The sequence below is a fragment of the Pseudomonas sp. S1(2024) genome, from assembly GCF_046557535.1.
The window spans coordinates 58,277-71,260 of record NZ_JBKGFP010000086.1 but is presented as its reverse complement, the minus strand read 5'-3'; the positions used below and the strand labels follow the sequence as shown (position 1 = coordinate 71,260).

At 63.0% G+C, this 12,984-nt stretch carries 14 protein-coding genes; 6 read left to right on the top strand and 8 right to left on the bottom strand.

The genetic code is table 11. The features are described 5' to 3' along the window. The first annotated feature begins 224 nt into the window (after positions 1 to 224). Complete coding sequence (locus ACLCGK_RS23845; protein WP_410951390.1) at positions 225 to 1,175, top strand: IS110 family transposase; 951 nt, start codon at positions 225 to 227, stop codon at positions 1,173 to 1,175. A 213-nt stretch (positions 1,176 to 1,388) separates the two neighbouring features. Here the strand turns inward: ACLCGK_RS23845 and ACLCGK_RS23840 are convergent, their stop codons facing one another. The 3 genes from ACLCGK_RS23840 to betC form a co-directional block, all read right to left on the bottom strand. Further along, positions 1,389 to 2,954, bottom strand: a complete 1,566-nt coding sequence (locus tag ACLCGK_RS23840; RefSeq protein ID WP_410953106.1) for a SulP family inorganic anion transporter — start codon at positions 2,952 to 2,954, stop codon at positions 1,389 to 1,391. A gap of 145 nt (positions 2,955 to 3,099) precedes the next feature. Then, positions 3,100 to 4,029, bottom strand: coding sequence for a choline ABC transporter substrate-binding protein (gene choX, locus ACLCGK_RS23835; protein WP_054572541.1), 930 nt, complete (start codon positions 4,027 to 4,029; stop codon positions 3,100 to 3,102). 14 nt (positions 4,030 to 4,043) lie between these two features. Next, a complete protein-coding gene (betC, locus tag ACLCGK_RS23830; protein WP_410953105.1) occupies positions 4,044 to 5,561 on the bottom strand; it encodes a choline-sulfatase in 1,518 nt (505 codons plus the stop codon). Positions 5,562 to 5,669: 108 nt separating this feature from the next. Between betC and ACLCGK_RS23825 the strand changes: the two genes are divergently transcribed. Then, entirely contained in the window at positions 5,670 to 6,569 is a 900-nt protein-coding gene (locus tag ACLCGK_RS23825; RefSeq protein ID WP_137137813.1) for a choline sulfate utilization transcriptional regulator, read from the top strand. 131 nt (positions 6,570 to 6,700) lie between these two features. On the opposite strand, the gene ACLCGK_RS23820 is transcribed toward ACLCGK_RS23825, so the two are convergent. Continuing rightward, positions 6,701 to 7,318, bottom strand: coding sequence for an NAD(P)-dependent oxidoreductase (locus ACLCGK_RS23820; protein WP_410953104.1), 618 nt, complete (start codon positions 7,316 to 7,318; stop codon positions 6,701 to 6,703). Between the two features lie 52 nt (positions 7,319 to 7,370). On the opposite strand from ACLCGK_RS23820, the gene ACLCGK_RS23815 reads away from it, so the two are divergent. Beyond that, positions 7,371 to 7,703 (top strand): DOPA 4,5-dioxygenase family protein, encoded by a 333-nt coding sequence (locus ACLCGK_RS23815; RefSeq protein WP_013970278.1) that lies wholly within the window; start codon positions 7,371 to 7,373, stop codon positions 7,701 to 7,703. 120 nt (positions 7,704 to 7,823) lie between these two features. Here the strand turns inward: ACLCGK_RS23815 and trpA are convergent, their stop codons facing one another. Beyond that, positions 7,824 to 8,633 (bottom strand): tryptophan synthase subunit alpha, encoded by an 810-nt coding sequence (trpA, locus tag ACLCGK_RS23810; RefSeq protein ID WP_410953103.1) that lies wholly within the window; start codon positions 8,631 to 8,633, stop codon positions 7,824 to 7,826. Next, positions 8,630 to 9,847 carry a tryptophan synthase subunit beta gene (gene trpB, locus ACLCGK_RS23805; protein ID WP_015268451.1) on the bottom strand — a complete coding sequence of 406 codons (1,218 nt, stop codon included), beginning with the start codon at positions 9,845 to 9,847 and terminating at the stop codon, positions 8,630 to 8,632. The genes trpA and trpB overlap by 4 nt, the downstream gene beginning before the upstream one ends. Before the next feature lie 111 nt (positions 9,848 to 9,958). On the opposite strand from trpB, the gene ACLCGK_RS23800 reads away from it, so the two are divergent. Then, entirely contained in the window at positions 9,959 to 10,855 is an 897-nt protein-coding gene (locus tag ACLCGK_RS23800; RefSeq protein ID WP_061305054.1) for a LysR family transcriptional regulator, read from the top strand. Here the strand turns inward: ACLCGK_RS23800 and ACLCGK_RS23795 are convergent. After that, positions 10,852 to 11,175 (bottom strand): YqjD family protein, encoded by a 324-nt coding sequence (locus tag ACLCGK_RS23795; RefSeq protein WP_003261039.1) that lies wholly within the window; start codon positions 11,173 to 11,175, stop codon positions 10,852 to 10,854. The two genes, ACLCGK_RS23800 and ACLCGK_RS23795, sit on opposite strands and share 4 nt — an antisense overlap. A 150-nt stretch (positions 11,176 to 11,325) precedes the next feature. Between ACLCGK_RS23795 and ACLCGK_RS23790 the strand changes: the two genes are divergently transcribed. Both ACLCGK_RS23790 and ACLCGK_RS23785 read left to right on the top strand, forming a co-directional pair. Continuing rightward, positions 11,326 to 11,541 carry a dodecin gene (locus ACLCGK_RS23790; protein ID WP_013970282.1) on the top strand — a complete coding sequence of 72 codons (216 nt, stop codon included), beginning with the start codon at positions 11,326 to 11,328 and terminating at the stop codon, positions 11,539 to 11,541. A gap of 101 nt (positions 11,542 to 11,642) precedes the next feature. Then, positions 11,643 to 11,864 carry a DUF1161 domain-containing protein gene (locus ACLCGK_RS23785; RefSeq protein ID WP_410953102.1) on the top strand — a complete coding sequence of 74 codons (222 nt, stop codon included), beginning with the start codon at positions 11,643 to 11,645 and terminating at the stop codon, positions 11,862 to 11,864. 98 nt (positions 11,865 to 11,962) lie between these two features. Here ACLCGK_RS23785 and ACLCGK_RS23780 read toward each other — a convergent pair whose 3' ends face one another. Next, positions 11,963 to 12,967, bottom strand: coding sequence for an LLM class flavin-dependent oxidoreductase (locus ACLCGK_RS23780; protein WP_015268453.1), 1,005 nt, complete (start codon positions 12,965 to 12,967; stop codon positions 11,963 to 11,965). Between the last annotated feature and the right edge of the window lie 17 nt (positions 12,968 to 12,984).

Below are 12,984 nucleotides of genomic sequence, written 5' to 3'. Positions count from 1 at the left end.
GGCAAGCCAGCTTGTGTCTTCAAGGTCTCTTAAACTCGAAAGGGTGAGAGCAGTGGATGGCAGACTGAAAGCCAGATGTGCTCTAAAGCACGAGTGGGAGCCTAGTCGCCATCCACCTCTCACTCTGACCTAAGCCCGAACAGTTGAATGAGTGGCGAACTCGTAGTCACAAGCTAGGGCTAAGTCAGAGTGCTCTCACTTCTTGAGTGTAAGAGGGCTTGGCGATGATTTCCTACTTCGTTGGTCTCGACGTTTCGAAAGCGACTCTGGATGTGGGCTTTCTTCCTGAAAGTATTCCCCAGTTCCAGGTCAGGAATGACCCAGAGGGCTTTGCGCAACTGATCGCATGCCTGAACGAGCTTGAGGTCGAACGGGTCTTGCTGGAAGCCACTGGTGGCTATGAACGAGCCGTATTCAAAGCCTTGCGACTGGAGGGTTTGAACGTCATCAGGGTCAACCCCAAGCGCTGTCGGGACTATGCGAGTGCCATGGGCAAAATTGCCAAGACTGACAAGATCGACGCCCAGATGCTGGCGCGGTTTGCCAGGGATTTCGAGGACTTGCCGCAGATAGAGCCTAATCAAGATCGGGATGAACTGGGAGAGCTCATCAAACTCCGTGGCAATCTTGTCCAGCATCGGGATGATGACAAGCGTCGGATGAAACAAACCACTTCAGTTACGGCCATTACCGTTTATACCGAGCATGTCGCTTACCTGAATGATCAGATTAAGGCTTTGGACAAGGCGATTGAGCGCGCCTCGAACGTGCTGGATCGCACGACAGCCATGCGGCTAAGGTCTGTGAAAGGGATTGGCGTCATCAGTTGTGGCACCTTCATGGCCTACCTACCTGAGCTGGGACGCGTGACGGGGCGCGAAATTGCAGCCTTGGCTGGGTTAGCGCCGTACAACAAAGACAGCGGCAAGAAGAGTGGCCCGAGGAAGATCGAAGGCGGGCGTTACAGAGTCCGCAAGGCGGCCTACATGTCGATCTGGTCAATGATCCAGCATGTCCCAGAAGTTAGAACCCGCTATGAAGACCTGATAGCCCGAGGCAAGTGCGCAAAAGTTGCCGCAGTGGCGTGCATGCGCGTGTTGCTGGTGCGCCTGAACGCAATGCTGCGTGACGGAACGGAGTGGAAAGAGCTCAAGCCTCAGGTACCCGCAACCTGATCACGAACGAGGATCGATTTTCTACAAATGCGGGCTTCGCCAACGACACCGCTACGCGGTATCGAGCGAAGCCCTGCCCGAATGGCACGCTTGAAAATAAATTTCTAAAGACAGTTGCTCCCACAGGGATATCACAAGGCCTGAGGCCGGCGCTGTCCCTGTAGGAGCTGGCTTGCCTGCGATGGGCTGCAAAGCAGCCCCAATATCTCAGCCTCACTCTTCAAACCGGATCGGGCACAACTCCACCCCTTCCAGCTTCTGCAATTCCTCGATCACCTGCGGCCTGGCCCGGTGCAGGGTCAGACTCCCCCCCGCCCGCCGCAACCGCCGCGCCTCGCGGTGCAACATATCCACACCCGAGTAATCGATGAAGTTCACCTGCCGTGCATCGATCACCACATGCGGCCCCTGGCAGCGCTGCAGGCGCACCTGCAGGTAATGCGCCGCACCAAAGAAGATCGACCCGCCCACCCGCAGCACATCCGCCTCCCCTTCACGGCTCTGCTGCACCCGTGGCCGCGAGGTGCGCTTCAGATAGAAGAACAGCGACGCCAGCACTCCGGCATAGATCGCCGTCTGCAGCTCCAGCAACAAGGTCGCTGCCGCCGTCAGCGCCATTACCAGGAACTCCGAGCGGCTGACCCGGAACAGCGCACGAATCCCCCGGTGGTCCACCAACCCCCAGCAGATCAGCAGGATGCTGCCGGCCATGGCCGGAATCGGCAGGTGCGCGATCAGCCCGGCTCCGGCAACGGCGAACACGGCCACCCACAGCGCCGAGAATACCCCGGCCATGGGCGAGCGGGCGCCGGCGTCGTAGCTCAGCCCGGAGCGGGTGAAGGAGCCGGAAGACAGGTAACCGGAGAAAAACGCACCGACGATGTTCGACAGGCCCTGTGCGCGTATTTCCTGGTCTGCGTCGATCAACTGCTCCGAACGTGCCGATAACGAGCGGGCGATCGACAGGCTCGTGACCAGCCCGAGCATGCCCACTGCCACGGCGCTGGGCAGCAGGCGCAGGATCAGTTCCACATCCAGCAAGGGCAGCGGGCTGAAGGGCGGCAGCTGGCCGGTGAATGCGGGCACACGCGGCACATGGCCAAAGAACCTGGGCAGCAGCCAGGCCAGCAGGCTTACCAAAATCAGGCTTATCAACAGGCTGGGCCAGCGTGGGCGCCAGAGCTTGAAGCCTACGCCGATCACCACTGTGGCCAGGCCCAGAATCAAGGAAGGCAGGTCGACCTCGCCGGCATGGCTGGCCAGGTCCTGCACGGTCTTCAGCGCCGTGGCCTGGCTTGGCAGGTCCATGCCCAGCAGGTTGGGCAACTGGCCCAGGGCAATGACGACAGCGGCGCCCAGGGTGAAGCCGAGCACCACGGAATGGGAGACGAAATTGACCAGTGCGCCGAAGCGCAAAAGCCCCAGCAGTAACTGAAAGATGCCGCCGAGGAACGTCAGCAGCAGCACCAGGGTGACATAGTCGGCGCTGCCGGCCACGGCCAGCGGGCTGATGCTGGCGTAGAGGACGATGGAGATGGCAGCGGTCGGGCCGCAGATCAGGTGCCAGGAAGAGCCCCACAGGCAGGCGATCAGCACTGGCACGATGGCGGCGTACAGCCCGTATTCGGCCGGCAGGCCGGCGATCAGGGCATAGGCGATGGATTGCGGCAGGGCGAGGATTGCACCGCTCAGGCCCACCAGCAGGTCCTGGCGCAGGCTGCGGCCCGATTGGCGGGGGAGCCATGAGAGGAAGGGCAGCAGGTGAGTGAGGCGATGCATGGGTTATCCACATTCCTTACTGTTTCGCCAATCCCTGGGGGGAGCGGGCATGCCCGCGAAGAAGCCGCCGCGGTGGATGGCACCGGCTTCGCCGGTGTGCGCGGGCATGCCCGCTCCCACAGGGATAGAGGTTTTGCTTGTGAGGTTACAGTTTGGCTTTGACGGCCTCCAGCGCATTGCCATCGGCCTTGGTCGTTACTCCGGCCAACCACCCTTCCAGCAACTCGGGGTGCGCCTTCAGCCAAGCCTTGGCCGCATCATCGAAGCTGATCTTCTTGTCCACAACTTCGGCCATGATGGTGTTTTCCATGTCCAGCGTGAACTTCAGGTTGCCCAGCAGCTTGGCCGCATTCGGGCAGGCTTGTGGATAACCCTTGCGGGTCAGGGTATACACCTCGCCCTTGCTGCCAAACCACTTCTCCCCGCCGCTCAGGTAATGCATCTTCAGCTTCACGTTCATCGGGTGCGGGGTCCAGCCGAGGAAGGTGATGAACTGTTGTTTCTTCACCGCCCGGTCGACCTGTGCCAGCATCGCCTGCTCGCTGGACTCCACCAGTTTCCACTGGCCGAGGTTGAATTCATTCTTGTCGATGATTTCCTTCAACGACAGGTTGGCCGGTGCCCCGGAACCAATCCCGTACAGCTTCTTGTCGAACTGGTCGGCGTGCTTCTGCAAGTCGGCGAAATCCTTCACTCCGGCATTCCACACATAGTCGGGCACTGCCAAGGTGAACTCGGTTCCTTCCAGATTGCGCGAAAGCTGCTGCACATCGCCATTTGCGATGAACTTGTCATGAAAGCCCTGCTGCGCCGGCATCCAGTTACCGAGGAAGGCATCGACGCGGCCATCCTTGAGGCCGCCGTAGATGATCGGAACGGCCAGGCTGTCGATTTTCACCTGGTAACCCAGGCTTTCCAGAAGCACGCGGGCCAAGGCGTTGGTCGTTGCGATGTCGCTCCAGCCGGGGTCGGCCATCTTCACGGTGGTGCATTGCGCGTCGCTGTCGGCGGCGTGGGCCGTGGCGGTACCCAGGCTCAGGGCCAGGGCGAACACGGCGGCGGAGAACTTGTGCATGGCGGCCTCTCTTCTCAATCCAGGGGGGCGGGCTGTGGATAACGTGCCTTGCGCTCGAGGTCGTCGAGATCGATGTGGTTGCGCATGTACTGTTGGCTGGCGTCCACCAGCGGTTGGTGGTCCCAGCTTTTCAGCTTGCCGACGGCCAGCGCCTCGGCCACCAGGCGGCGGCGCCGCTGGCTGGCCAGAACCTGCTGGCGCAGGCTGGGGATATCCCAACGCTGCTGTGCTTCATCGACAAATGCCTGCAGCAGCGCCTGGTGTTCCGGGCTGCCGGTTAGGTTCTCCCGCTCGTGCGGGTCGCGGCTCAGGTCATAGAGTAGGCATGGGTCGTCTTCGCTGTACACGAACTTGTACGGCCCGCGGCGGATCATCATCAGCGGGCCGACGGTGCCTTCGGCCATGTACTCGCCGATCACTTCGTCATGGCCGCCCTGCCCTTGCAGATGGCCGACCAGCGAGCGGCCATCCAGATGCAGGTGGTTATCCACAGCACCACCGGCCAGCTCGACCAGGGTCGGCAGCAGGTCGCAGGTAGACACCGAAGCGCTGACCCTGGCTGGCGCGAAGTGCTTCGGCGCGTGCACCAGCAGAGGCACCCGCGCCGACATCTCGAACCAGTGCATCTTGTACCAGAGGCCGCGCTCGCCGAGCATGTCACCGTGGTCGCCGGAGAACACGATCAGGGTGTCGTCAGCCAGGTTGCATTCCTCCAGGGTCTGCAGCAGCAGGCCGATGTTGTCGTCGATATAGCTGCAGGCGCCGAAGTAGGCACGGCGGGCGTCACGGATCTTGTCCACAGGCAGCGGCTTGTTCCACAGGTCGTAGACCTTCAGCAGGCGTTGCGAGTGCGGGTCGAGCTCTGCCTGGCCCAGTTCGGCGCGGGGCATGGGGATATCCACACCCTCGTAGCGATCCCAATAGCGCCTGGGGATGGTGTATGGGTCGTGCGGGTGGGTCATCGACACGGTCAGGCAGAATGGCCGGCCATCGTTTTCGCGCACATGGTCGTACAGGTACTGGCGCGCCTTGAATACCACTTCTTCGTCGAAATCCAGCTGGTTGGTGCGCACGCACGGGCCGGCCTGCAGCACCGAGGACATGTTGTGATACCAGCTCGGGCGCACGTCCGGCTCATCCCAGTTCACCGCCCAGCCGTAGTCGGCCGGGTAGATATCGCTGGTCAGGCGTTCTTCGTAGCCATGCAGCTGGTCCGGCCCGCAGAAGTGCATCTTGCCCGACAGCGCGGTGCGGTAACCCAGACGGCGCAGGTAATGGGCATAGGTCGGTACATCGGCAGGGAAGTCGGCGGCATTGTCGTAGGCACCGATGCGGCTGGGCAGCTGGCCGCTGACCAGAGTGAAGCGCGACGGTGCGCACAACGGGCTGTTGCAGTAAGCCGAGTCGAAAACCACCGCCTGTTCGGCAAGGCGGCTCAGGTGCGGCATCTGGATCGGCGAAGAGGCGTAGATCGGCAGCAAGGGCGCGGCCATCTGGTCGGCCATGATGAACAGGATATTCGGGCGCGTCATGGTGGCTTCCATCGTTGAGGGTTATGCGAACCGCTTGCCTATCAAGATGCGACTGTGGATAACATGGGTAAAGCCCATGGCGGGCAATGACTGGGATTAGCCCTGCTTATGTTTGACCACCTTGCCAAATTGTCGCTGGATACACTGCGCGTGTTCGAGGCTGCCGCACGGTTGCGTGGCTTTACCGCTGCGGCACTGGAGCTGGGCACCACGCAGCCAGCGGTGAGCCAGCAAGTCAAACGGCTGGAGGCACAGCTGGGCACGCGCCTGTTCGACCGCATTTACCGGGGTATCGAACTGACCGAGGCTGGCCAGGTGCTGTTCGAACAGGTGCATCAGGGCCTGCAGGCCATGGAGGACGGCATCGCCCAGGCCAGTGGGCGTGGCCAGAGGGAAGTGCTGCAGGTGGCTACCGACTTCGCCTTTGCGGCGTTCTGGCTGATGCCACGGCTGCAGCGCTTTCACGAGGCTTATCCACAGGTAGATGTAAGCCTGGTGACCGGTGAGCGCAGCCAGGGCATGTTGCGACCGGACATCGATGTGGCGGTGCTGTTTGGCGACGGGCGTTTTCACCAGGGCGAGAGCCGCTGGCTATTCGATGAGGAGGTTTTCCCGGTGTGCAGCCCCCGGCTGATTCATGGCAAACCCTTGTCAGCCGTGGCTTTGCAACGATTGCCCTTGCTGCACTTGAAGGGCGAGCAGGCTAGCCGTTGGTTTGACTGGGCGGGGGTGTTTCGCGGGTTTGGTGTGGCCAGCCCGCCACCGGCCGGGCAGTTGAGGTTTGATAACTATACGTTGCTGATCCAGGCGGCGATTGCCGGGCAAGGGGTGGCGATTGGCTGGGGGCACCTGGTGGATGGGCTGGTGGAGCAAGGGTTGCTATGCCGGCCGTTGGAGGGGAGTTTGCGCTCGGCGCGCGGGTATTACGCGGTGCTGCCACCACGCAAGCGGCGTGGGGCGTTGATCGAGCGGTTTGTGGATTGGCTGGAGCGCGAGCGCAGCCTGTGACATCCCCGGGGCCGCTTTGCGGCCCATCGCCGGCAAGCCAGCTCCCACAGGTGCTGTACAAGCCTGGAGCATGGCGCCGTCCCTGTGGGAGCTGGCTTGCCGGCGATGGGCTGCACAGCAGCCCCGGCAATCTAGACCACGAAGTTCAGATGCTCGCCCCGGTGCAAATCCAGCTCCAGCATATCCACCATCCCTGCCGCGACCCTGGCCAGGTGCCGCAACGGCTCGGCCAACCCCGGCTCCAGCGTACCTTCAGTGCTGCGAAAATGCTCCATCCCCAACCCGGCCAGTTCCTGCGGGGCATTGATCAGCGTCCAGTGCAAGGCACTGCGCTGTAACCCGTCCACCACCTGGTCCACACACTCCCGCTCCGCCTCGCTGTACTTGCCCGGCTCATCCAGCACATCGAAATCGCCCACCAGCAACAGCCGGCGTATAGTCGTACGCTTCAGCCCCGCCACCAGCGCCTCGCTCATGCGGGCTTGCCTGGGCAGATCGCCCGGCGCCAGCGTCGACAACAGGGCAATTACTGCCGACCCGCCTGCCGCGCCCTGCTCCGCCTGGTCGGCATTGCCCAGCCCGCCTATCTTGAAATGCAGGCCGGGGCGCGGCGCATGGCGATTAAGGTCGTCGACCACGGCGGTGACTTCGTGCTGGCGCGACAGCAGCTCTACCATCAGGGCGTTGCCCAGGCTGCTTTCTGGCCCGAACAGGACTAGTTTGAACACTGGGGTTTCGGCGTTTTTCACTGCATCACTCCCTTTGCAGGTGGTGATGTTTGGACCGCAATCAGGAGTTATCGTGCAGAGGATCAAGGGTTACCACGCCCACGTTTACTACGACGCAGCGACCATGGACCAGGCCCGTGAGCTGTGTGAGGAAGCGGCGCGGCTGTTTCCCGTGACCATGGGGCGCATGCACCAGAAACCGGTGGGGCCGCACCCGGACTGGAGCTGCCAGCTGGCCTTCGAGCCGGAGTTTGTGGGGGTGGTGCTGCCGTGGTTGGCGCTGTATCGGAAGGGGTTGGTGGTGTTCATGCACCCGCTGACCGGTGATGAGCTGGCGGACCACCGTGACCATGCGATCTGGATGGGGGCGGTGCGGCCGCTGGATCTGTCGATTTTCGGGGGATAGGCCTCTATAGCCTGTGCTGGCCTCTTCGCGGGCAAGCCCGCTCCTACAGGTCCTCCACAGCTTTCAGCATCTGTGTTGTCCCTGTGGGAGCGGGCGTGCCCGCGAAGCAGGCGACGCGGTTTAACGGCGGGCGCCGCGCACCCCTTCAGCCAGTGCCGAGCACTGGCTCAATACATCGTTGACTGCCTGCTCGGCACTCTTGGCCTGGGCAATCTTGTCGACCAGTGCCGAGCCCACCACCACGCCGTCCGACAGACGGGCAATGGCCGCAGCCTGCTCCGGCGTACGAATACCGAAACCAACGCTGATTGGCAGATCGGTATGCCGACGCAGGCGGGCAATGGCTTCGGTCACGTGCTCGGTGGTCGCCGAGCCGGCGCCGGTCACACCGGCCACCGACACGTAGTAGACGAACCCGGAGCTGCGCTCCAGCACGCGCGGCAGGCGCGCGTCGTCGGTGGTCGGGGTAGTCAGGCGGATAAAGTCGATACCCGCTGCCTGGGCCGGGGTTGCCAGTTCGGCGTCGTGCTCTGGCGGCAGGTCGACGATGATCAGGCCATCTACACCCGCTTGCTTGGCTTCGGCCACGAACTTTTCCACGCCAAAGCGGTGGATCGGGTTGTAGTAGCCCATCAACACGATCGGTGTAGTCTGGTTATCCACACGGAATTCGCGAACCATCTGCAGGGTCTTGGCCAGGGTCTGGCCGGCTTCCAGGGCACGCAGGGTGGCCAGCTGGATGGCCACGCCGTCGGCCATCGGGTCGGTGAACGGCATGCCCAGTTCGATCACGTCGGCACCGGCTGCCGGTAGGCCCTTGAGGATCTGCAGCGAGGCGTCATAGCCTGGGTCGCCCGCGGTGACAAAGGTGACCAGTGCCGAGCGGCCTTCGGCCTTCAGCTCGGCGAAGCGTTTTTCAAGACGGCTCATGCCTGTTTCTCCTGGGCGGCCATGTGGTTCATGACGGTTTGCATGTCTTTGTCGCCGCGGCCCGACAGGCACACGACCATCAGGTGGTCCTTGGGCAGCTTCGGTGCGCGCTTGATCGCCTCGGCCAAGGCGTGGGAGCTTTCCAGGGCCGGGATGATGCCTTCCAGGCGGCAGGTGGCGTGGAATGCATCCAGCGCTTCGTCGTCGGTGATGCTGACGTACTCGACACGCTTCACTTCGTGCAGGTAGGCGTGCTCCGGGCCGATGCCCGGGTAGTCCAGGCCGGCGGAAATCGAGTGGGCGTCGGTGATCTGACCGTCTTCGTCCTGCAGCAGGTAGGTGCGGTTGCCGTGCAGCACGCCCGGTACGCCGCCGTTCAGGCTGGCGGCGTGCTTGTCGGTGTGCACACCGTGGCCACCGGCTTCGACGCCGATGATCTGCACGCTTGGCTCTTCGAGAAACTCATGGAACAGGCCCATGGCGTTGGAGCCACCACCGACGCAGGCAACCAGGCTGTCTGGCAGGCGCCCTTCCTTCTCTTGCAACTGGGCGCGGGTTTCCTTGCCGATGATCGACTGGAAGTCGCGGACCATGGCCGGGTACGGGTGCGGGCCGGCCACGGTGCCGATCAGGTAGAAGGTGTCTTCGACGTTAGTGACCCAGTCGCGCAGGGCCTCGTTCATGGCGTCCTTCAGGGTGCCGGTGCCGGCAGTGACCGGGACGATTTCGGCGCCAAGCAGCTTCATGCGGAACACGTTGGCCTGCTGGCGCTCGATGTCGGTGGCGCCCATGTAGATCACGCAAGGCAGGCCGAAGCGGGCAGCGACGGTGGCGGTGGCCACGCCGTGCATGCCGGCGCCGGTTTCTGCGATCAGGCGCTTCTTGCCCATGCGCTTGGCCAGCAGCACCTGGCCGATGCAGTTGTTCACCTTGTGCGCGCCGGTGTGGTTGAGCTCTTCACGCTTGAAGAAGATCTTGGCGCCGCCGCAGTGCTCGGTCAGGCGCTCGGCGAAGTACAGCGGGTTGGGGCGGCCGATGTAGTCGCGCTGGAAGTAGGCCAGCTCTTCGAGGAACTTGGGGTCTGCCTTGGCCGCTTCGTATTCGCGGGCCAGGTCCAGCACCAGTGGCATCAGGGTTTCGGCCACGTAGCGGCCGCCGAACGAGCCGAACAGGCCATTGGCGTCGGGGCCGGGGCGGTATTGGGACTGGGTCATGGGGGCGCTCCAGGGCGTAATGAATGAGTGATGGGCTTTACTCTAACCACGGCAAGCCCAGCTGAAAACCGATAAGATTGCGCAAACTTGTCAGAAAAACTCACAGGTAAAATGGCCCACGATCTCCCTCCCCTCAACGCCCTTCGGGCTTTCGAGGCTACCGCACGGCTCAACAGCGTCAGCCAGGCGGCCGAAGCGCTGCACGTCACCCATGGCGCCGTCAGCCGGCAGATCAAGGTACTTGAAGAGCACCTGGGCGTCGCGCTGTTCGTGAAGGACGGGCGTGGCATCAAACTCACAGATGCCGGCGTACGTCTGCGCGATGCAAGTGGCGAAGCTTTCGATCGCCTGCGCAGCGTGTGCGCCGAGCTCAGCCACAACGTCAGCGAGGCGCCGTTCGTGCTGGGCTGCTCGGGCAGCCTGCTGGCGCGCTGGTTCATCCCGCGATTGGGGCGGCTGCAGGCGGATTTACCTGAACTGCGTCTGCATCTTTCGGCCGGTGAAGGTGACCTGGACCCACGGCGGCCAGGGTTGGATGCGCTGCTGGTTTACGCCGAGCCGCCGTGGCCGACGGACATGCAGGTGCATGTACTGGCCGAGGAGCGCATCGGGCCGGTGCTTAGCCCGCATTTCGCCGGTTTCGAGCGCTTGCATGGCGCGCCGGCCAAGGCCTTGCTGGACGAAGCCTTGCTGCACACCACCTCGCGCCCGCAGGCTTGGCCGACCTGGGCGCTGGAACAGGGTTTGGAGCCGGCGGCCCTCCACTATGGCCAGGCCTTCGAGCACCTGTATTACCTGCTGGAAGCTGCCGTGGCCGGGCTGGGTGTGGCGATTGCGCCGCAGCCGCTGGTCGCTGACGACCTGCGAGCTGGCCGTTTGAGTGCGCCGTGGGGCTTTTCACCTACCCCTGCGGCATTGGCGCTGTGGGTGCCCAGGCGCGCCGCGGACGGGCGCGCCGAGCAGTTGGCGCAGTGGCTAAGGGCGGAACTGGCGCGACAGGGCGCTTAGTTGCGTTTGCACATCAGGTATGCCGCCAGCAAGCCTAGCGCGCCAATGGCAACGCCGGCAGTTGTGTACGGGTGTTCCTGGGCATAGTCGCGGGTGGCGATGCCGGTCTGGCGGGTGCGGTGCTTCACTTCCTCGTAGGCATCGCTCAACAGGTGGCGCGAATGACGCAGGGCACTCTCGGCGTTGCTGCGGATTGCCTTCACCGATTTCTGGGACTCCTCCGACGCATCATGCTTGAGGTTTTCCAGGCTTTTCAGAAGGCTCTCGATCTCCGCTTCCATGCTTTCCAGGGACGTTCTACGCAGCGAATTGCGGTGCATGTTGACTCTCCTTTGCAGTATGGACTGTAAGGATTGCGACCTTGGGTCCGCGGGAAAGTGCGATCGAACTTTCGTCAATGGTGACCGCTCGCAGGTAAACCAGGCCTGCGCTGCTAGGCTCAATCTCACCATCATCCGAGGAGAGCGCTCATGACCGATCATCACACCTACAAGAAGATCGAGCTGGTGGGGTCTTCGACCACCAGCATCGAAGAGGCGATCAACAATGCCCTGGCCGAAGCCGGCAAGAGCATAAAGCACCTGGAGTGGTTCGAAGTGATAGATACCCGTGGCCATATCCGTGATAACAAGGCGGCGCACTTCCAGGTCACGCTGAAGGTCGGCTTCCGTATCGCCAATAGCTGAAACACTGCCGGGCTGGATGAGCCCGGCATGATGGGGTATTTAGGGAGGGGGCGCCTTGGCGGGCGCCTTTTCTGATTTCATCTGCACAAGGAAAGCGAGTGATGAACAAACTGATTCTGGTGCTGGGCCTGATGACGCTGGCCGGTGGTGCGCTGGCGGCGGGCAAGCCGTGCGAGGAGCTCAAGGCAGAGATTGCGGCCAAGCTGGATGCCAAGGGGGTCACCGGCTACAAGCTGGAGATCGTCGACAAGGGCGACCCGGCCGGCAAGGTGATTGGCAGCTGCGAGGCTGGTACCAAGGAGATTGTGTACCGCCGCGGCTAATATGCTGGCCTCTTCGCGGGCTCGCCCGCTCCCACAGGCATATCACAGGCTTGAGAGCGACGCTGTACCTGTGGGAGCGGGCAAGCCTGCGAAGAAGATCACGCGGTCTTGAGAGCCTGCGCCATCAGTTCATAGGACCGAATCCGGTCCGCATGCTCATACAAATCACAGGTGAAGATCAGCTCATCTGCCCCGGTCTGCTCCAGCAGCACTTCCACTTTGGCCCGCACCTTCTGCGGGCTGCCAATCATCGCCAGGCCGAGGAAGCTACCCACCGCGTCCCGTTCATGGGGCAGCCACAGCCCATCCATGCTTTCCACAGGCGGCTTCTGCATCAGGCTCTGCCCGCGAATCAGCGCGAGGATGCGCTGGTACACCGACGTGGCCAGGTACTCGGCCTTTTCGTCGGTTTCCGCCACCACCATGGGGATGCCCAACATCACATACGGCTTGTCCAATGTGGTCGAGGGCTTGAAGTGGTTGCGGTACACGCGGATCGCCTCGTGCATGTAGCGCGGCGCAAAGTGCGAGGCGAAGGCGTAGGGCATGCCGCGCATGCCGGCCAGTTGAGCGCTGAACAGGCTGGAGCCGAGGAGCCACATCGGCACCTCGGTATCGTGCCCTGGCACGGCGATCACTTTTTGATCATCGGTACGCGGGCCGAGGTAGCGTGACAGTTCCTCGACATCGTCCGGGAAGTCATCCGGGCCGCCAGCGCGGTCGCGGCGCAGGGCGTAGGCGGTCATCTGGTCGGAACCTGGCGCGCGGCCCAACCCCAGGTCGATGCGCCCCGGGTACAGGCTGGCCAGGGTGCCGAACTGCTCGGCGATTACCAGCGGTGCATGGTTGGGCAGCATGACCCCGCCAGAGCCCACGCGAATGCTCGAGGTGCCCCCGGCCAAGTAGCCGATCAGCACCGAAGTCGCCGAACTGGCGATGCCGTCCATGTTGTGGTGCTCGGCTACCCAGAAGCGGTTGTAGCCAAAGCGCTCGACGTGCTGCGCCAGGTCCAGCGAGTTGCGCAGCGACTGCGCCGGGCCGGCGTCGGCGCGTACCGGCACCAGGTCGAGGGTGGAAATCTTCAGGTCACGCAGCTGCGTCATGGAGCCTCCGCAAAGGT